Source organism: Micromonospora ureilytica, assembly GCF_015751765.1.
Lineage (GTDB): Bacteria > Actinomycetota > Actinomycetes > Mycobacteriales > Micromonosporaceae > Micromonospora > Micromonospora ureilytica.
Map to the genome: position 1 here is coordinate 4,872,827 of NZ_JADOTX010000001.1, position 18,413 is coordinate 4,891,239.

At 69.1% G+C, this 18,413-nt stretch carries 25 protein-coding genes and 1 tRNA gene; 18 read left to right on the forward strand and 8 right to left on the reverse strand.

The window, feature by feature from the left end; translation table 11 throughout:
* The first annotated feature begins 214 nt into the window (after positions 1-214).
* The 14 genes from IW248_RS22140 to IW248_RS22205 all read left to right on the forward strand — a co-directional run bounded on the left by IW248_RS22140 (position 215) and on the right by IW248_RS22205 (position 8,580).
* Positions 215-643 carry a DUF3307 domain-containing protein gene (locus tag IW248_RS22140; protein ID WP_196928515.1) on the forward strand — a complete coding sequence of 143 codons (429 nt, stop codon included), beginning with the start codon at positions 215-217 and terminating at the stop codon, positions 641-643.
* Between the two features lie 32 nt (positions 644-675).
* A complete protein-coding gene (locus IW248_RS22145) occupies positions 676-858 on the forward strand; it encodes a hypothetical protein (protein ID WP_196928516.1) in 183 nt (60 codons plus the stop codon).
* A 104-nt stretch (positions 859-962) separates the two neighbouring features.
* Positions 963-1,901, forward strand: a complete 939-nt coding sequence (locus tag IW248_RS22150) for a hypothetical protein (RefSeq protein WP_196930311.1) — start codon at positions 963-965, stop codon at positions 1,899-1,901.
* Between the two features lie 81 nt (positions 1,902-1,982).
* Positions 1,983-2,852 (forward strand): FtsK/SpoIIIE domain-containing protein, encoded by an 870-nt coding sequence (locus IW248_RS22155; RefSeq protein WP_196928517.1) that lies wholly within the window; start codon positions 1,983-1,985, stop codon positions 2,850-2,852.
* Positions 2,849-3,058 carry a hypothetical protein gene (locus IW248_RS22160; RefSeq protein ID WP_112681378.1) on the forward strand — a complete coding sequence of 70 codons (210 nt, stop codon included), beginning with the start codon at positions 2,849-2,851 and terminating at the stop codon, positions 3,056-3,058. The genes IW248_RS22155 and IW248_RS22160 overlap by 4 nt, the downstream gene beginning before the upstream one ends.
* A gap of 83 nt (positions 3,059-3,141) precedes the next feature.
* Positions 3,142-3,582: a DUF6197 family protein gene (locus IW248_RS22165; protein WP_196928518.1), complete on the forward strand. Its 441-nt coding sequence runs from the start codon at positions 3,142-3,144 to the stop codon at positions 3,580-3,582.
* The gene (locus IW248_RS22170) at positions 3,579-3,881 is read left to right on the forward strand and encodes a hypothetical protein (RefSeq protein WP_196928519.1); all 303 of its coding nucleotides are present in this window, start codon (positions 3,579-3,581) and stop codon (positions 3,879-3,881) included. Before IW248_RS22165 ends, IW248_RS22170 begins: the two co-directional genes overlap by 4 nt.
* On the forward strand, positions 3,878-4,285 hold the full coding sequence (locus IW248_RS22175; RefSeq protein ID WP_372432719.1) for an RRQRL motif-containing zinc-binding protein: 408 nt from the start codon (positions 3,878-3,880) through the stop codon (positions 4,283-4,285). Before IW248_RS22170 ends, IW248_RS22175 begins: the two co-directional genes overlap by 4 nt.
* On the forward strand, positions 4,282-4,443 hold the full coding sequence (locus tag IW248_RS22180; protein WP_196928520.1) for a hypothetical protein: 162 nt from the start codon (positions 4,282-4,284) through the stop codon (positions 4,441-4,443). The genes IW248_RS22175 and IW248_RS22180 overlap by 4 nt, the downstream gene beginning before the upstream one ends.
* Positions 4,440-5,141 carry a superantigen-like protein SSL4 gene (locus IW248_RS22185; protein WP_196928521.1) on the forward strand — a complete coding sequence of 234 codons (702 nt, stop codon included), beginning with the start codon at positions 4,440-4,442 and terminating at the stop codon, positions 5,139-5,141. The genes IW248_RS22180 and IW248_RS22185 overlap by 4 nt, the downstream gene beginning before the upstream one ends.
* On the forward strand, positions 5,138-5,404 hold the full coding sequence (locus IW248_RS22190; RefSeq protein ID WP_196928522.1) for a hypothetical protein: 267 nt from the start codon (positions 5,138-5,140) through the stop codon (positions 5,402-5,404). The genes IW248_RS22185 and IW248_RS22190 overlap by 4 nt, the downstream gene beginning before the upstream one ends.
* On the forward strand, positions 5,404-7,209 hold the full coding sequence (locus IW248_RS22195; protein ID WP_196928523.1) for a replication initiator: 1,806 nt from the start codon (positions 5,404-5,406) through the stop codon (positions 7,207-7,209). The genes IW248_RS22190 and IW248_RS22195 overlap by 1 nt, the downstream gene beginning before the upstream one ends.
* Before the next feature lie 19 nt (positions 7,210-7,228).
* Positions 7,229-7,435: an excisionase family DNA-binding protein gene (locus tag IW248_RS22200; RefSeq protein ID WP_196928524.1), complete on the forward strand. Its 207-nt coding sequence runs from the start codon at positions 7,229-7,231 to the stop codon at positions 7,433-7,435.
* On the forward strand, positions 7,435-8,580 hold the full coding sequence (locus IW248_RS22205; protein WP_196928525.1) for a tyrosine-type recombinase/integrase: 1,146 nt from the start codon (positions 7,435-7,437) through the stop codon (positions 8,578-8,580). The genes IW248_RS22200 and IW248_RS22205 overlap by 1 nt, the downstream gene beginning before the upstream one ends.
* 21 nt (positions 8,581-8,601) lie before the next feature.
* Here the strand turns inward: IW248_RS22205 and IW248_RS22210 are convergent.
* The 4 genes from IW248_RS22210 to IW248_RS22225 form a co-directional block, all read right to left on the reverse strand.
* Positions 8,602-8,677 (reverse strand) — tRNA-Arg (locus tag IW248_RS22210).
* 327 nt (positions 8,678-9,004) lie between these two features.
* Entirely contained in the window at positions 9,005-9,412 is a 408-nt protein-coding gene (locus IW248_RS22215) for an arsenate reductase ArsC (protein ID WP_124817007.1), read from the reverse strand.
* Between the two features lie 17 nt (positions 9,413-9,429).
* Positions 9,430-10,521 carry an ACR3 family arsenite efflux transporter gene (gene arsB / locus IW248_RS22220; RefSeq protein ID WP_196928526.1) on the reverse strand — a complete coding sequence of 364 codons (1,092 nt, stop codon included), beginning with the start codon at positions 10,519-10,521 and terminating at the stop codon, positions 9,430-9,432.
* Between the two features lie 140 nt (positions 10,522-10,661).
* Positions 10,662-11,039, reverse strand: a complete 378-nt coding sequence (locus IW248_RS22225) for an ArsR/SmtB family transcription factor (RefSeq protein ID WP_196928527.1) — start codon at positions 11,037-11,039, stop codon at positions 10,662-10,664.
* A gap of 84 nt (positions 11,040-11,123) precedes the next feature.
* On the opposite strand from IW248_RS22225, the gene IW248_RS22230 reads away from it, so the two are divergent.
* The 4 genes from IW248_RS22230 (at position 11,124) to IW248_RS22245 (ending at position 13,941) form a co-directional block, all read left to right on the forward strand.
* Complete coding sequence (locus IW248_RS22230; protein WP_196928528.1) at positions 11,124-11,273, forward strand: hypothetical protein; 150 nt, start codon at positions 11,124-11,126, stop codon at positions 11,271-11,273.
* A 350-nt stretch (positions 11,274-11,623) separates the two neighbouring features.
* Positions 11,624-11,950: an ArsR/SmtB family transcription factor gene (locus IW248_RS22235; protein ID WP_196928529.1), complete on the forward strand. Its 327-nt coding sequence runs from the start codon at positions 11,624-11,626 to the stop codon at positions 11,948-11,950.
* Positions 11,950-12,447, forward strand: coding sequence for a GNAT family N-acetyltransferase (locus IW248_RS22240; RefSeq protein ID WP_196928530.1), 498 nt, complete (start codon positions 11,950-11,952; stop codon positions 12,445-12,447). The genes IW248_RS22235 and IW248_RS22240 overlap by 1 nt, the downstream gene beginning before the upstream one ends.
* Positions 12,448-12,522: 75 nt before the next feature.
* Entirely contained in the window at positions 12,523-13,941 is a 1,419-nt protein-coding gene (locus IW248_RS22245; RefSeq protein ID WP_196928531.1) for an FAD-dependent oxidoreductase, read from the forward strand.
* A gap of 307 nt (positions 13,942-14,248) precedes the next feature.
* On the opposite strand, the gene IW248_RS22250 is transcribed toward IW248_RS22245, so the two are convergent.
* The 4 genes from IW248_RS22250 to IW248_RS22265 all read right to left on the reverse strand — a co-directional run bounded on the left by IW248_RS22250 (position 14,249) and on the right by IW248_RS22265 (position 18,204).
* Entirely contained in the window at positions 14,249-15,223 is a 975-nt protein-coding gene (locus IW248_RS22250) for a hypothetical protein (RefSeq protein WP_196928532.1), read from the reverse strand.
* A gap of 6 nt (positions 15,224-15,229) precedes the next feature.
* Entirely contained in the window at positions 15,230-16,240 is a 1,011-nt protein-coding gene (locus tag IW248_RS22255) for a S1 family peptidase (RefSeq protein WP_196928533.1), read from the reverse strand.
* Positions 16,237-16,608 (reverse strand): CU044_2847 family protein, encoded by a 372-nt coding sequence (locus IW248_RS22260; RefSeq protein ID WP_196928534.1) that lies wholly within the window; start codon positions 16,606-16,608, stop codon positions 16,237-16,239. The genes IW248_RS22255 and IW248_RS22260 overlap by 4 nt, the downstream gene beginning before the upstream one ends.
* Before the next feature lie 213 nt (positions 16,609-16,821).
* Positions 16,822-18,204: a glycoside hydrolase family 6 protein gene (locus tag IW248_RS22265; RefSeq protein WP_196928535.1), complete on the reverse strand. Its 1,383-nt coding sequence runs from the start codon at positions 18,202-18,204 to the stop codon at positions 16,822-16,824.
* Positions 18,205-18,413: the final 209 nt, after the last annotated feature.

Consider the following 18,413-nt stretch of genomic DNA (forward strand, 5'->3'; position numbering starts at 1 on the left):
GTGAGCCCTGGTGTCTGACGCACGAAAGCGGCCCGATGGTCCGCTGATCCATCTCTGATTCGTCCGGAAGCGGTTCTGGTTCGCACGTTTCCGGCCGGTGATCACGTCAGGTGGTCACATCCCACAAGGCACGGGGTCGGTACTGGCTCGCATACCTGCCGACCCCGTCTGCCTTTCCAACCTGTCTGCCCTCGTCATAGGGAGTGGTTGTCTCATGCTCGTTTCCGCCATCGTGTTCGCCGTTGTCGCGGCGACCCTCTACGCCGGCCACCAGCTGGCCGATCACGTTCTTGGCCAGTCCGACAAGCAGGCCGCACACAAGGCCGCCCCTGGTTGGGACGGCTGGCGTCACCTGTTGGGCCACGTGATGGCCTATCACCTCGTGGTGGTGGTCATGCTCGCCATCACCATCGCCGCCCTGGACCTGCCCGTCACCGCCCTCGGGCTTGCCGCTGGGCTCGGCTTCTCCGCCGTCTCGCACGCGTTTCTTGACCGGCGGTGGCCGGTGCGCTGGCTGCTCACTCACACGGGAAGCGGCGACTTCGCCGACCGTCAGACCCCGATCTGCGGGATGTACCTGGCCGATCAGTCCCTACACGCGGCGTGCCTCTGGGCGTCCGCGCTGCTCATCGCCTGCCTCTGAACCCCTCACTCTGAGCAAGGGAGATCCCTGCCATGGGCAAGAAGTACCTGTTCAGCGAGGACACCACCGGTCGTGTCCGTGAGGTCAAGGTCGACCCGAAGCACCTGGACAAGCAGCTCCGCGAGGAGCGCGCCGCTGGGCGCACCCCAACCGTCCTCGACGAGGACGACCGCATCCGCTTCGGCCTGCTGGGCAACAAGCTGCGCGACCGCTGACCTCGGTCAGCTCTAGGAAACGAGCGCGGGGCCGGTACTGGCTCGCAACCTGCCGACCCCGCTCTCTCCAACCCATCCAACCCAGTCTCTTGGGAGGACGTGTCATGTCCAAGTCTAGCCCTCGCCGCTTCGGTGGCAGGTCAACCGGAACGGTGACGGTCATCGAGGCCAAGGTCCACCGTTCCTCCGCGCGTAACGCCCGCATGGCGTTCATCCTCACGGCGGTCATCGTCGGCCTCCTCTCGGCCGTGGTGGCCGCTTCCTCCATCCACCCGATCCTCGCCGTCTTCATCGGCGCCCTGATCGGCGTCCCGACCGGTGGCCTCGTCTGGCTGCTCGTCCGGATCTGGCCGGTAATCCGGCTGCTGTGGTGGTGGACCCCGGAAACCATCCTCGGTGCCCTGCTGCTCACCGCCTGGGTGCAGCTCGCCAACCACACCCCAACCCTGGTGACCCTGCCCGTGGTCGCCCTGCTCGTCGGCGTCCCCGCCGCCATCCGCCCGGTCCGCCGCCAGGTCAAAGCCTGGACCTGGTGCCTGATCGTCCGGCACCGGCTACGCGTGTGCTTCGCGCAGTTCATCATCGCCAACCAGTCCGGCAGCCTCCCGCTGATCCTCTGGGCTAAGCCCACCCCGGTCGGCGAACGAGTCTGGGTCTACCTGCGCCCCGGCCTGTCCGAGAAGGACTTGGAAGGCCGCCTCGACAAGATCGCGGTCACCTGCCACGCCTCCACCGTGCTCATCGAGCGCGCTTCGGAGAACAACGCCGCCTACTTGCGGTTCGACATCAAGCGCCGTGAGGTGCTGACCGCTCACGTCGGTTCTCCGCTGGTCGACGTGATCGACCCTGCGGCACCGGTCTCGGCATCGCCGTTGACGGTCCCCACCGCGCTGGACCTGCCGGACGTCGAGGCTCCGACGATCAGGATCCCCGCCCAGGGCAATCCCGACAGCAAGAAGCCGGTCGCAACGACGGCCAACGGCAGCAAGCCCGCGGCTTCTTCCGCGTCGCCCGAAGCGGACGACGTCTCCGACTGGATCTGACCCAACCCAACCCGGACGCGAGGAGCCACGGCGGCTCGTTCGTGTGGCTTCTCGCGCCCACAACGCCCAGGAGGGCACCTCATGACCACCACGATTCCCACCACCGCCGCTGCGGTTCCGGTGGGTCCTGGCCTGTCGATGTTCGACCCGATCTTCATCGGGATCGACGAGTTCGGCCAACCCGTCTACCTGGACGTCATCTACCGCAACCTGCTCACCGCAGGCGAACCCGGCGGCGGTAAGTCCGGCCTCATCAACAACATCTGCGGCCACGCCGCCCTGTGCGACAACACCCGCCTCGTGCTCTTCGACGCCAAACTCGTCGAACTCGGCCCCTGGCGCGACCTCGCCGACGCGTTCATCGGCCCCGACATCGACCAAGCCATTGAGGTGCTGCGTCGCCTCCTGGTCGTCGCCACCAACCGCTACGCCTGGCTCCTGGCCAACCGGCGCCGCAAGCTCGCCGACGGCGATGGCATGTCCGTCATCGTCACCATCATCGACGAACTCGCCATGTTCTCCACCGTCCTCGGCACCAAGGCACAGCAGGAAGAGTTCTCCACCCTCCTGCGAGGGCTCGTCTCCCTCGGCCGCGCCTGCGGCATGCCCGTCGTCGCCGCGACTCAGCGCCCCTCGTGGGACATCATCCCCGCCAGCTTGCGGGACCTGTTCGGCTACCGGGCCGCGTTCCGGTGCACCTCGCTGAACAGCTCGAACATCATCCTCGGTCAGGGCTGGGCCGAGCAGGGCTACACCGCCTCCGACATCTCACCCACCAACCAGGGCGCGGCCTACCTCCTGGCCGAAGGCGGCGTTCCCCGCCGCATCAAAGCGGCCTACCTCACCGACACCGACATCTACAACATCGCCGACTACGCGGCCTGGACCCGCCGCCCCAGCGGCACTAGCACCCCGGCGGTCAACCCCACCGAGTGGGAGATGGCGGCATGACCACCCGCGAACGCGCCTATGCCCGCGCCAACAACCAGCGGGCCGCCCAGTTCACCGAACTGTGGGTCACCGGCAGTCCTGAGGACATCGCCGCTCTGGTCCAGGCCGTCGCCCGCAGTGGGCGACTGGTCTACCTCTCCGCACCGACGCAGATGCCGGGTGACGACAACCGGCACCGCCGCTACCTGCGGCTGCGCGCCCGATAGCCGGTCGACAGGACCAGTCAACGCCTGCCAGCAACCGCTGGTCCTGCCGACCTCCACCAACGCCCCGAAAGGACGTGGTTGCCATGAAGGCTACCCAAAACCCACCCACCACCGTTCAGGTCACACCTGCTGACCTGCTGCGGATGGCTGCCCTCTACCTACGCCGGCACGGCTGGCACCAGGGCACCTACTACGCCAAGAACCCCAACACGCTCACCCCGCCGGCCTGCGCCGCCGGGGCCATCGGCATCGCCTGCGCCGGACACACCGTCGAGCACTTCTCCCAGCTCGACCCCGACGCCCTCGCCGACTACCTCGCCGTCCTGGGCGTGTTCGTCGACTACCTCGACACCACCGCGCCCATGTTCTTCATCGACGAGGACGGCTACCTCCTCGACGAGCACACCTCCCCCTACTCGTGGAACGACGACCCGGCCCGCACCGCCGAGCAGGTCATCACTGCTCTTGAGGCGGCTGCCAACGAGTGGGACTCCCTCCGCACCATCGGAGGTGAGATCCGATGAACACCGTCAAGAAGCCCTTGACGCCCAACCTGCCCCGGCAACGGCGTCGGGACGTCGTTGAGAACGACGCCTTCGCCTCGTTCGCTCGGCGTATCATCCGCGCCCACGGTCGCCGCGTCGCCACCGGAGACGTCGAAGCTCTCCGCGACCTCATCGCCCTGTCCGCCGTCATCGACGACGCGATCGGTGAAGCCGTGATCGGCCTTCGCGCCTTCGGCTACTCCTGGGCTGAAATCGGCTCCCGCCTCAACATTACCCGTCAAGCCGCCCAGCAGCGCTGGGGCGGTGACAAGCCATGACCGACCTACGCAGCGTCGACCTGGACAACCTGGCCGAGAGCACCGGCATCCGGGTCGAGTTCTACGACCCGCTCGGCACCCGCTACGGGTTCCCCACTTTCCCCTACCACTGCGCACCCACCGGCCTGGCCACCCTGCGGCAACTCCGCGCCGCCGGCCTCCGCCCCGGAGGACACGACCCGGTCGCCCAGATCTGTTGGCGACACCGCAAAAACAGGCGGGTCGCCTACCTCTACCGCACCGACCTCGCCAAAGCGAAGCGCACCGCCACCCCCGCGCAGCGGGAGGCCATCGCGAAAGCGCTGCTCGCTCGCCGGACTTGTCGGCACTGCGGCCAGGTGAAGCCCTACTACATCCCCCGTCGCTACGGCTGCTGCCTCGACTGCCACGGAGGCCCCCGATGACCGTCCTCTTCCCCTGCCCATGCGGCGACTACTACTGCGCCGACAACATCCCGCTGACCACCATCGACCGCAGCGACTGCTGCCAGTACTGCGGCTTCTTCAACTGCGACGTCTGCGGCTGGACCGCCCTCACCCCGACAGGGGGTGACCAGCAGTGAAGCCCACCGCTGGAACCCGTCTGGAGGGCCTGGTCCTGGTCCTCATCCTCATCATCGTCGGCGGCTCCGCCGGGGCCGCCTCATTCACCCACGTCCACGACTGGACCATGGCCAACAGCCCCGACAACACCCCGGGATGGTTCGGCTGGGCCAACGCCATCATCTCCGAACTCGTCCCCATCGCCGCCCTCCTGACCATTCGCCGACGCCGCCGCACCGGCGCTCCCATCGGCTATCCGATGGTCCTGCTCATCGCCGCCGCCGGCCTCTCCCTGGCCGCACAACTCGCGGTCGCCAAGCCCGGCCCGTCCGGGTGGCTCCTGTCCGCCGTTCCCGCGTTGGCGTTCATGGCCCTGGTCAAACTCGTCCTCGCCCCCGGACCCACCGCCCAGCCCATGACAGCCCCCTCTGAGCCGGGGCAGCCGATCCGCGTCCAGGTGGCCGAGCAGGTCACCACCGAGCCGACACCACCGGCCGCCATCACCCCAGCACCCGAGCCAACCCCGGCCGTCACCGTGCCGGCCTCGGAGCCGGTCGACGTCCCCGCCCACCTGCTGCCCACTGCCCGCTTCGCGGCCGTGCAGCACGAACAGGCCACCGGTCAACCCATCACGCCCGCCGAGCTGGCCGACCGCCTCGACGTCAGCACGGTCGTCGCCGGGAAGCTCCTCGCCACCATTCCCCGGGGTGCCCGATGACCATCGTCTTGGTCGACATCGAGCAGGTCACCCACACCTGCCCCGCCTACCCCGACGTCCACCCGTTCGACATCCGCCGAACCCTCATCGACGTCATCCCCGGTGGTCCCTGCCGGGCACCGGTCACCATCCGCTGCGGTGACACCACCGCCCTGATCCAGTGCCGTCGGCACGAACCGGTCAAGCGCCAGTGCAGCGCCTGCCGGGTCATCGTCACCGAACGCACCATCACCACCCGCCACCTCACCGAGGTACGCGGCTGATGGCCTCGACGCTGGACCTCACACCCCGGACCGCTCTGGCCCGGGGTGTGGGCTCGAACGCCGACACCATCCCCGTCCACGACTACACCGCCGAAGGCTCCGCCTTCACCCGCGCCACCCGCCCGGACTACTTCGGATGGCTGGAACACGTCCGCGCCGCCGCCGGCTGCACCCGACCCATCCGCCTCGCAGGAAGTCTTCTCACCGTCGAGCAGAGGACCGGCCGGGTCTTGGAGCAGCGGCACACCGACGCCATGCCGGATGCCGCGATCTACACCGCCTGCGGCAACCGCCGCGCCACCGTCTGCCCCGCCTGCGCCCATACCTACCAACGCGACGCCTACCAACTTCTACGCGCCGGCCTTATCGGCGGCAAAGGCGTCCCCGACACGGTCACCCAGCATCCAGCGGTGTTCGCGACCTTCACCGCGCCCTCGTTCGGCAGCGTGCACGTCCGAGCGGTGAAGCGGCACACCTGCGGTAACCGGAAGCGTTGCGACTGCCGGCCCGACCCGTGCCACGCCCGCCGGGCCACCGACCCCACCGCCGGCCTCTGCCCCCACGGTCGACCGGCCGTCTGCTGGGCCAGGCACGAGTCCGGGGACCAGGTGCTTGGGCAGCCGTTGTGCCTGGACTGCTACGGCCACACCCACCAAGTCGTGTGGAACCTCTTCTCGGGCGAACTGTGGCACCGCACCAAGCAAGCTGCGGAACGATGGCTCGCCAAACTCGCCCGCCGCCGGGGCATCCCCCGCGTCCACGTCGTCACCGCCTCCGGCAACATCCGCAAAGTCCCACCCGTGCGGCTGTCACACGGCAAGGTGGCCGAGTTCCAAGCACGCGGGGCCGTGCACTTCCACGCCCTGGTCCGCCTCGACGGCGTCCACCCCGACGACCCCACCGCCGTCATCCCACCGCCGGCCGCATTCACCGTCGCGGACCTCGACGACGCGATCCGGGCCGCCGTCGAGCAGGTCGCCTTCACCACCCCGACCCACCCCGACCAGCCCGATGGTTGGTCGATCGCTTGGGGTGACCCGGGCAAGGGCCTCGATATCCGGCCCATCAGCCTTACCGGAGACGGTGAGGTCACTGACAGCATGGTCGCGGGCTACCTTGCCAAGTACGCCACCAAAAGCACCGAGGTAACCGGGCACCGCTCCGTCAGGCTCGACGCCGACTCCATCGGCGACTACGCCGACCCCGACGGCGACCACACCGCCCGCCTCATCGACGCCTGCTGGCACACCGGCCGACCCACCAGCACCCCGGTCCCGCTGTCCCAGCGACCCCGGGACCACCGGCCCACACCAGGTTTCGGGAAGCGCTGGGATTGCCCCGACTGCGGCACCCACACCCGCTACGCCGCCTGCCCCGTCTGCGTCGCCCAGCGTCAAGCAGCCCTTGACACCGAACCGGCGGAACCAGCGACGGCCAACCCTTACGCCCGGCTGCGCCGGTGGGCGCACATGCTCGGCTTCGGCGGCCACTTCCTCACCAAAGCCCGCCGCTACTCCGTCACCTTCCAACTCCTGCGCGACACCCGCGCCATCTACCGGCGCCACGAGCACGAGCACCAGGCCGACGAGCAACCCGGCACCCTCCGCGCCGTCGACCACCTCGACGACGACACGACGCTCGTCCTCGGCACCCTCACCTTCGCCGGAGTCGGCTGGCACACCACCGGAGACGCACTCCTTGCCAACACCGCCGCCGCCCTCGCCCGCGAGCGACGAACCACCGGCCGCGAAGAACTCGCCCACGAACTCGGCACCACCGATCACCTGCAACCCATCGCCGCATGACTAGCTGAGGGGAGAGACCATGGACAGGCTGTTGACCGTTGAGGAAGCCGCCGCGCTACTCGGGACTACTGATCGATTTCCACGCCGGCTGATCGCTGAGCGACGAGTCGCCTTCGTCAAGCTCGGCACGCACGTCCGCATCAGAGAGAGCGTCCTCAACGCTTACATCGCCGAATCAACCGTCGAACCGCTCTCGGTTCGCTGGCGTAACGGGGAGGTGGCGTGATGGCCCCTCGTAAGCGCCGGTTCGGTCGGATCCGCAAGCTGCCATCCGGGCGCTATCAGGTTCGCTACCTCGGTCCTGACGGGCTCGACCACCCTGCGCCGAGCACGTTCCGCAGCAAGGCAGAGTCGGAACGGTTCCTGAGCATCGTTGAAGCCGACATCGCCCAGGGGCGGTGGATTGCTCCGTCCGCCGGCCGGACGACGATCGGTGAGTGGGCCGAACTGTGGTTCAGTGCGGCGGAGTCAGGGTGGAAGCCCAAGACCGTGCACACCTACCGGTCGGTCCTGGACCGCCTCATCGTTCCGCACCTCGGCCGTACCCAGCTCTCGATGCTCCGACCCATCGCCGTAAGCAAGTGGGTCGGGAAACTGTCGCAGACGCTGAGCGCCTCGCAAACGCGGCAGGCATACCGGTTGCTGGCTCAAGTCATGGCCTCGGCGGTCGACAACGGCATGATCCCATCGACTCCCTGCCGTGGTGTGCGGCTGCCCCGAATACCGGAGGCGGATCCGCGCATCCTTACCGTCGAGGATGTCGGCCGTCTGGCCGCAAACTGCGAACTCGGTGACCGGGTCCTAGTCCTGCTGTTGGCATATGGCGGGCTGCGCATCGGTGAGGCGCTACCGCTGCGCCGACGACACATCGACACGGCAGAGGGCCGAGTAGTCATTGCCGATGCGGTCAGCGAGTTGCCTGGCGGCCCTGTCATCGATACACCTAAGAACCACCAACGGCGGGAACTGCTGGTGCCCGCATTCGTCGCGCAACTCGTCGAAGAGCACCTTGCCACGCTGCCCGACAACCCCGACACCTTCGCCTTCCCTGGTCGGCAGAAGCACACTGCCCACCGGCAGCAGAGCTACCACGGATTCCGGCGTCGCTTCGTCCAGGCCATCGCCGCCGCCGGCCTCGACGACGTGACCCCGCACGACCTGCGGGCCACCCACGCGAGCTGGGTGGCTGACTCTCACGGTGTGCTCGTTGCTGCCCGTCGGCTCGGACACGCCAACGCGAGCGTCACCACACGGCACTACGCCCGCGCGATTGACTCCCGAGATGCTGAGGTCGCCGCTCACCTGGACAACCTCGGACGGGCACGATCGGGCACGCATCGGGCACGGAAGTCGCGCAAGAGCGAAGATTGATCGGTGATCAAGGCTCTGACCTGGTGCCCCCGGCAGGATTCGAACCTGCGACACACGGTTTAGGAAACCGATGCTCTATCCCCTGAGCTACGGGGGCGCGAGTGGTCAGTGTAACGACCTGCGGGTCAACCCGAGTTGGCAGGGAGTGACCCGCGTTGACCTGCGCTGTCCGGCGGACCGCCCCGGCTGACTGCCAGAGGACAGCCTCAATGTGATCCCGAGTGATCTTGGTGGGCAGGGTGCAGCGGCCGGCGCGGTCGGGACGTCGGCGGTGGGGGGCCACGTACGAGGGCCTGGAAGCCGAGATCCGCCGCCGTCCGTAGAAATCCATCCGTCGATCAGCGCAGCGGCGCTGCGCTATGTCCGTTGGGTGTCGTGCACGTGCCGGGTCAATCCGCACCCCATGGGGGCGGATGCGTGTGACTCAGGGGACGGGGATGAGGTCGGTGAGGAGTGCCTGCACCCGGGCCCGGATCTCGTCGCGGATTCCGCGAACGGCATCGACGCCCTTGCCGGCGGGGTCGTCGAGTTTCCAGTCCTCGTAGCGCTTGCCGGGGAAGACGGGGCAGGCGTCCCCGCAGCCCATGGTGACGATGACGTCGGACGATTCCGCGGTCGCGTACTCCAGCAGTTTCGGGGTCTGGTCGGTGATGTCGATGCCGACCTCGCGCATGGCCTGCACGGCGGCGGGGTTGACGGTGTCGGCGGGGGCGGAGCCGGCGGAGCGGACCTCGACGGTGTCGCCGGCGAGGTGGCGTAACCAGCCGGCGGCCATCTGGGAGCGGCCGGCGTTGTGGACGCAGACGAACAGGACGCTGGGCTTGTCACTCACTGTGGTTCCCTTACCGGTTAGGCGGATGGCGTGGACGTGAAGTAGCGGCGGCGTGCCCAGAGCGAGACGTAGACGAGTCCGACGAGGACGGGTACCTCGATCAGGGGGCCGACGACTCCGGCGAGGGCCTGGCCGGAGGTGACTCCGAAGGTGCCGATCGCGACGGCGATGGCGAGTTCGAAGTTGTTGCCGGCGGCGGTGAACGCCAGGGTGGTGGTGCGTGCGTAGCCGAGGCCGATGGCCCGGCCGAGGGCGTAGGAGCCGGCCCACATCAGGGTGAAGTACACCAGCAGGGGCAGCGCGATGCGGACGACGTCCAGGGGCCGGCTGGTGATCGCGTCGCCCTGCAGCGCGAACAGGATCACGATCGTGAACAGCAGCCCGTAGAGGGCGGCCGGGCCGATGCGGGGTAGGAAGCGGGCCTCATACCAGTCGCGGCCCTTGGCGCGTTCGCCGAGCCGGCGGGTGAGGTAGCCGGCGACCAGCGGGATGCCGAGGAAAATGAGTACGTTACCGGCGATGTCCCACGCTGACACGTTCAGCTCGGCCCCGGACAGCCCCAGCCATTGGGGGAGCACGGAGAGGTAGAACCAGCCGAGCAGACCGAAGGCGACAACCTGGAAAACGGAGTTGAGCGCGACCAGCACCGCCGCGGCCTCACGGTCGCCGCAGGCGAGGTCGTTCCAGATGATGACCATGGCGATGCAGCGGGCCAGACCGACGATGATCAGACCGGTGCGGTAGGCGGGCTGGTCGGCCAGGAAGATCCAGGCCAGGGCGAACATCACCGCGGGGCCGACGACCCAGTTGAGGACCAGCGAAGAGATCAACAGCCGGCGGTCGCCGGTGACGGTGTCGAGCCGGTCGTAGCGGACCTTCGCCAACACCGGGTACATCATGATCAGCAAGCCGACCGCGATCGGTAGCGAGATCCCGTCGATCTGCACCGCGTCCAGCGCGCTGTTCAGCCCGGGGATCAGGCGACCGAGGAGAAGGCCGGCGACCATCGCCAGCCCGATCCAGACCGGCAGGAACTGGTCGAGTCGGGACAGGCGGCCGACGACGGCGCTCTCGCCCGGGTCGGTGTCAGGGGTGGTTCGGGTGCTCACTGGCACTCCCGTCGGTTCTCGGTCGCGTCTGTCATGCCGGGTGGGCGACGCGGGGGTGTCAAATGACGGTTGGGTGGCGGGCGCGGGGTAGTCCGCCCACGTCGCCACCGCCCTGGCCGGCCCGGGTCGCCGCCCAGGCCTCAGACCACGGCGGCCGGTTCGACGCTGAGCAGTCCGGCGAGCTGGCGCAGGATGGCCGGCCGGGCCCGGTAGTACACCCAGGTGCCGCGGCGTTCGGCATCGACGAGGCCGGCCTCCCGCAGCGTCTTGAGGTGGTGCGAGATCGTCGGCCCGGTCAGGTCGAACGCCGGGGTCAGGTCGCAGACGCACGCCTCCCCGCCCTTCGCCGAGGCGATCATCGACATCAGCTGCAACCGCACCGGATCGCCGAGCGCCTTGAACGCCGGCGCGAGCACCGCGGCGGTCTGCGCCGGCACCCGGCTCTGCGCCAGCGGCGGGCAGCACGGCGTGTCGGCGGTGAGGTCGATGACGGGAAGCGACCCGGCTTGCTTTGACATGCCTCTAGGTTGACAGGTGTCTAAGCAGCGTGCAACTCTCTGATTCGACGAACGTCAAGACAGACGTCGTGGGAAGGGGTCGTCATGTTCGGCGCGGCACGGCGTTCAGCGCAGGCCCGAGCGGGAGCGCGGTTCTGTGACTCCTGCGCTCGGGTGTCCACCTCGGCACAGCGGGCGCAGCGGCGCTACGACCAGGTCCGTGACACCGCCTACGCCCTGATCGGCGTCCGGTAGCCCCCTGATCGAAAGGTTGTGTGATGAGCTAGAACACCCAGACCGGCCCCGCGACGGCGGGCGGATTCGCCGGTGATCCGGGCGCCGCCCTGACCGTGACCGGCTCCGGTTCCTGCTGCGGCAGCCCCGCGCAGGCGGTCGGCTCGATCCTCCCGCCCGCCGGGCAGTCGCCGACGACGGGACCGTGCTGCGGCAGCCAGCAGGCCGCCGAAGCGGACACCCCGGACCGCGTCGACCCGCAAACCCTGAAGGCGATCGCCCGCCTCGTTGTCGCGACCGTCGGCCTCGCCGCTTTCGTGCCCGGTACACTTCCATCGCCAATCGGCGATAAACGATAGAAGGGGTGGGGTGTGGACGAGTTGCTCGACCGGAGCACCGCGCAGCAGTACGCGTCGTGGTTCCGGGCCCTCGCGGACCCGACCCGGGTCCAGATCGTCGAGTACCTCGCCCGCCACGCCCGGCCGATGAGCGTCGGCGAGATCGTCGCCGCGATCGGCCTGGCCCAGTCCACCGTCTCGCAGCACCTGAAGATCCTTACCGAGGTGCGGTTCGTCCTCGTCGAGGCGGTCGGCACCGCCCGGCACTACCGGATCAACGACGCCTGCGTCGACTGCTTCCCCTCCGCCGCCGACGTCGTCATGGGCCGACCCGCCCCCCACCCGAACGGAGCCTGCTGATGGCCGAGATCACCGTTCGCCCCATGACGGCCGGCGACGCCGCACGGGTGCTCGCGATCTACCAAGCGGGTCTCGACGGCGGCGACGCCAGCTTCGAGACCACGGCGCCGACCTGGGCAGAGTTTGACGCAGGCAAACTGCCCGCGCACCGCCTCGTCGCTGTCGGCGACGACAGCATGGTGATCGGCTGGATCGCCGTCTCACCCACCTCCGCCCGCGCGGTCTACGCCGGCGTGGTCGAGCACTCCGTCTACGTCGACCCCGCCGCCCGAGGCCGCGGCGTCGCCCGCCTCCTGCTCGACGCCCTGATCGCCTCCACCGAAGCCGCCGGCGTCTGGACCATCCAGTCCGGTGTCTTCGGCGAGAACACCGCCAGCCTCCGCCTGCACGAGCGCGCCGGTTTCCGGGTCATCGGCGTACGCGAGCGCGTCGCCCGCCACCACGGGCGGTGGCGCGACGTGATCCTGCTGGAACGCCGCAGCCCAGTCATCACCTGACCAACCCTCCACCCCGCCGCACCGCCGCCGTCCACCTGCTTGATTCGACAACTCTCGACACAGAGGAGATACCTGATGAACGCCCTGGATGACCTGCCCGTCGCGGTGATCGGCGCCGGCCCGGTCGGCCTGGCCGCCGCTGCGCACCTGAACGAGCGTGACCTACCGTTCCTCGTCCTGGAGGCCGGCGACACCCCCGCCGCCGCGGTGCGGCAGTGGGGACACGTGCGGGTCTTCTCCCCGTGGCGCTACAACATCGACCCCGCCGCCCGCCGCCTGCTCGACGACGCCGGTTGGGTCGCCCCCGACCTGGAGGCCCTGCCCACCGGCGCCGAGTTGGCCGACGACTACCTCCAACCCCTGGCGGAGGTGCCGCAGCTCAAGCCGCACCTGCGCTACGGCGCCCGCGTCGAGGCGATCAGCCGCCTCGGCCTCGACCGCCTGCGCACCGCCGGCCGCGACAGCACGCCGTTCCTCGTTCGCCTCGCCGACGGCCAGGAGGTGCTCGCCCGCGCGGTCATGGACGCCTCCGGCACCTGGAGCAACCCGAACGTCCTCGGCTCCTCCGGACTGCCCGCTCGAGGTGAGCGCGACGTCGCCGGGTATCTGGAGCACGCGCTGCCCGACGTCCTCGGGACCGACCGGGACCGGTTCGCCGGCCGGCACACCCTCGTCGTCGGGGCCGGCCACTCTGCCGCGAACACGCTGCTGTCCCTGGCCGAGTTGGCCGAATCCACGCCAGGCACCGAGGTGACCTGGGCGATCCGCACCGCCTCACCGGCGCGCACCTACGGCGGCGGCGACGCCGACGCGCTGCCCGCACGCGGCGCGCTCGGCTCCCGGCTACGCGCGCACGTCGACGCCGGCCGGATCCGCCTGCTCACCGGGTTCGCCGTGCACGCCCTCACCCCCACCGACGGTCGGGTCAGCGTGGTCGTGCGTCACGCCGACGGCGGCGAAGAGCAGACCACAGTGGACCGCATCGTCGCGGCCACCGGCTTCCGCCCCGACCACTCCATCGCCGCCGAACTACGCCTCGACCTTGACCCGGTCATGGGCGCCACCCGCGCCCTGGCCCCGCTGATCGACCCCAACGAGCACTCCTGCGGCACCGTGCCCCCGCACGGCGTGGACGAGCTCACCCACCCCGAGTCGGGGTACTACGCCGTCGGCATGAAGTCCTACGGGCGGGCGCCGACGTTCCTGATGGCCACCGGCTACGAGCAGGTCCGCTCCGTCGTCGCCGCCCTTGCCGGCGACTGGGCCGCCGCCCGCGACGTCCAACTCGACCTCCCAGAGACCGGGGTGTGCAACAGCAGCCCGGACGAGTCCGCCGACACCGACGGCTGCTGCGGGCCGGCACCGGCCGCCCAGAACTCCGGACGGGGCCTGGCCACCGGCATCTCCGGCGGGCTGCTCGCCGCACCCTTGAGCCTGGTCAGCCTCGATGCCGCACCCGCCGAGACGCAGACCGGCGGCTGCTGCGCCAGCTGATGCACACCACCATCACGGTGCCCGCCGACCCTGTTGTCAGCGGGCACCACCGGTGGCGCATCGTCGCCGCCCTCGCCGTCACCTCCACCATCGCACTCGCCGCCGCCGACATGCGGAGCGGAACCACCACAGGCAGGCCCAGTGAACGGGAGTCGCCGAGAAAAGCGCGAGTTGCTCCGTAACGCGGTGCTCAACACCGCCCTCACTGCCGACCCGGACGAAGACCAACGTTGGTGGTCACGGCGCTAGCGTCCTCAGCCTGCGGGCCTGCCCGCTTGCACCGAACGCCAGCCACCGCCGGCGCTCGTCACTCCGGGCCGAGCGGCGGTAGCGGAGGGAGGCTGCTGGGTACGCTCGTCTGCCCTGACATGCCACCGTTGTGGCGGCGTAGGTATTCCCGAAGGGTATGGATCATGCCCTCCGTGGTCGAGCCCGAGACGCCCTCGATGTGGAGTTGGTCTGTGGCGGAGATACCCATCACCAGCTCGATGGCCGGCCGTCCTGCGACCATGAGCCGTAGGGTCTGCCTGCCGGTCACGTGCACGATGCTCCCGCTGGCGGTGGCGATCGGGATCGCCGTCGGTGTCTGCGGCATCGGTTGGCCGGGGGGCGGCGCCGCCTGGTTTCCAGGCGGGAGGAAGAAGTTCACCCGGTCACTGGCAGTCTCCAGCCCGTCCACGCTCTGCAGGTGGTATTCCTTCGTGGCGTCGCTGACCGTCGCGCCGGTGCGCATGTCGAGGGTGGCCTCGTAGGTCAGAAGCCGATAGTTCGACAGGTAGACGACCAGGATCTTGTAGAGCGAGGCGCGCAGGACGCCGTCAGCACCGCGAGCGATCTGGTATGGGACATCCGGCGGGAAGCCGTGGAAAACCAGGAGGTCCTCACCCCACTTGAGGGTGACTTCGCCCGGGTGGCGGTTCAATCGCCGACGGCCGGCGTCCGCTGCGTAGTTCTCACCCTCCTGCAGCCAGCCGTCCATTTGACTGTCGGAGGCGCGAGGAAAGGCCGCGGCGATTCCGGAATTGTAGGCCGAGTACGTCCCGGCGAGTTTGATCCCGCCGAAGATGACGGCCGCACCACCGCCGAGGAAGCCCAGGCAGCCGAGGCATGCCAAGCCTGCCAGGCCACTGTCGGCGGAGGCACCGATGAGCGACAGGACGCCGACGACAAGGAGAAGGCCGCCGCCGCCGAGCGCGATCAGGGCCCCGACGTACGAGGGTTTCTGCGGCACCAGGTTGAAGTATTTGTGTACCAGCTCTTGCCTACTGTGGTTCTGCGTCATGCCATCTCATCCCATGGATCGCCGATAGAGACTGCGCCAGGTCAGACACTCCGTCGCCGGGACGTGGCTGACGATTTCGATCGCGTGGCCGGTCGACACGTGGCTTGCGGTCAGCTCGTGGTGGCCACCGCGACCTGACACCGGCAGACTGCGCAGGCCGTAGTAGTCCTCCCGGACCAGCGCCAGGAGCGCCTGCGCGTGCGCCGAGCCGGAGTCGAGGCGGCATGCTTCGCCCAGCAACCGCTCGATGCCGTCGATGACCTCGCCGGAGTGGTTCGCCGGGCGGACGCCTTGTAGCAGCACGATCGCCCAGTAGTAGTACAGATCCGAGCTGCGGCGGTGCCTGCTGTGCAGATCGGGAAGCCGATCGCGAGCCGCGGTGTAGCGCCGGGAATTGAGGGACCGCAGCACGGCAACGAAGTCGGGGTCTCCCGAGAGTGGATCGGCGAGCACCGCGGCGAGCCATGGCGCGCTCGCGGCGATGGTGTCGTTTGGAATGACCCAGGCCGATCGCTCCGAGAGCGACCTGTCCGCGCTGACGACCATGCCGACCACGAGTCCCGTGCCCACGTCCGTAGCGGCACCGCCGCTGAAGCCGGGCTCGACCCATGCCGTGTGGCCATGGACGGCGTCGATCTGGATCCACTCGCCGGTGCGGCTCGGGCCTGACACCCGCGCTTGACTTCGACGCCCTTCCCGGCCGCGGTCGGGGAGCCCAAAGAGATCGAGGACCGTTCCCGCGGTGGGCCGATTTGCCGGTCCCATTGGCGCGACGGCGTCCGCCGGGTGACCGGCAATGTCGATCGTGGCGATGTCCGGAATTGGGTTGACGTGCTTGTCGTACGCGCTGGGGACGGCTACCGCACGGGTGCCGGGCAGCGAGGCGACCCGACAATGCCGCTGCCCGCGCCCGATGAGGTGGGCGCAGGTGAGTGCGCGGGTCGGCGTGACAGCGAAGCCACATCCCGTGGCCTCACCGATCACCTCCAATCGCCACACCTCATCGGCAGCGGTCATGGCTCGCGGATGTCCGTGGAACCATCGCGCCGCCAGAGCAGCTCAACCGAGATGTTGCCCTCGACGGCCGAGCGGGCGATCACAGCGCCGACCTCGGTCGTCAACTTCACACCGAATCCGATCTTGATCTCGTCGGGACTCGACGCTTTGCGCAGATCGGCGAGTACGGCTTCGGCCGCATCGCGAATATGAGTCAGATTCGATTCGAAGAACTCGCGTGCGTCCCGAACGCCATTTACCCGCCTGCCGGCGGGAGTCGAGCCGCGCCGCTCCTCCTCCACCTCGACAATGACCGAGGTGCCATCACGGACAACAAATCTGACCAGCTCGGTTTCCGGCATCGATCCCCCAGAGTCGAGATCGACCATACCAAGATGGACGGTCGTCCATGACGCCCGAAAGTCCACCTTCGACAAACACATGGCTGTCCGACGCGAGGCGTTGGGCTCGTCTGCACCCAGACCAAAGTGCTGCCCGCCGCCGAAGACGGACGCCAACGCCCCCGGTCCGTACCGCAGGACAGGGACGGGCCCGGCGCGGAGTGTGGTTTCTCCGCGCCGGGCCCGCCGCATCGGTTGGGGTCAGCTGGTCGCGCAGGTGGCCGTCGTGCTCGGGCCGGTGCCGGTGCCCTGGAAGCCGAAGCTCGTCGACTGCCGGCCGAGGACCCGCCCGTTGTAGCTCACGTTGGTGAACCCGACGGTTCCGCTGGTGCCGCTGGCCTGGGCGCTCCAGGTGCTGGTAACCGCGCCGCTGGGCAGCGCGACGGTCACGGTCCAGCCGTTGATGTCCGACATGCCGGCGGTGACCGTCACGCTCGCGGTGAAGCCACCGGCCCACTGGTTGACAGCGACCGACGCGTAGCAGCCGTCACCGGCCGGCGGCGTGGTCGGCGGCGTGGTCGGCGGCGTGGTCGGAGGGGTCGTCGGCGGGGTGGTCGGCGGCGTGGTGGGCGGCGTCGTCGGCGGGGTCGTGGTCGGCGGATTGGGCGCGCCGTTGGCCAGGCTGAAGGCCAGGTCGGGCTGGAACGAACCGGCCGTGTAGCGGCAGCCGTCCGCCTCTCCCGGCGGCTTTACCCAAAGGTACGCGTCGATGTTTCCGTCGCCGGTGTTGGTCGTCGGGTACTGCCCGATACGCCGGTCGGTGTTGTCGTCGCCGCACCAGTCGCCGCTGGCGCCCCCGTTACGGCTGGTGTCGATGACCTGGCGCTTGCCCGAGATGCCCATGCCGTTGAGCGCGGAGATGACCGCGCGGCCGAAGTTCGCCTCGTTGGAGGTCGAGTTGTAGTTCGACACGTTGGTGAAGAAGCCGTCGGCGTACTGCACGCCGGCCGCCCGGAGCCGGTTGGCCGTCTCACCCGCGCTGTTCCAGGTGGAGTGGCCGCCGTCGAGGTACACCTTGGCGTTGGGGTTGCCCGCCTTGATGGTCCGGGTGGCGGTCGAGATCGCCTGGTTGCGCGCATTGATCTCGGCGCTGCTCAGGCACGTCAGTAGGGCGAGCGAGTCGGTCTCCAGGATGATGATGACCGTCTGGTTGCCCAGTCCTCTGGCGAAGTTGGACACCCACGTCTGGTACTGGTTGAGGTCCGGCGCGCCACCGGCGCTGGCCCCGCCGCAGTCCCGGTTGGTGATCTCGTACACCGCCAGCACCGGGATCTGCTGAGCCGCGTTGGCGGTGCCGATGAACCCGGAGACCTCGGACTGCACGGTCGAGGGGCTGAAGTTTGCGAACCAACGGGCCTGCGGCTGACTCGCGATCTTGTCGCGGATGACGGCGGCACGCGAGTCGCCGGGGTTGGCGGCGACCCAGCGGACGACGGCCGAACTCGGGTCGCGGTAGAGCGATCCGGAAAGCGTGCCGGCGGAGGCGCTGCTGACGGCGAGGCAGACGCCGACGGCTGTGGCGCCCGCGATGGCCGCCACGCTGACGGCCGCCGATCTGCGGCGAAGCGAGGAGAGGATAGCCACGACGTGTTGCCTCCAGATCACATTGACGTTTCTAAGTTTGTGGGAGCGTTCCCATGGACGGTAGCGGAGGCACGCACCGCTGCCAAGGTGTACAGACCCGTCGATGGCTCGGATACCCGAGTTTGTGTGCCAGGGCCGCACGGGGCCTGCGTGGCGCGGCCGCCGCCTTCGCGCGGATCGAAACCCGCCGCGCCCCACCAGTCGGTGCC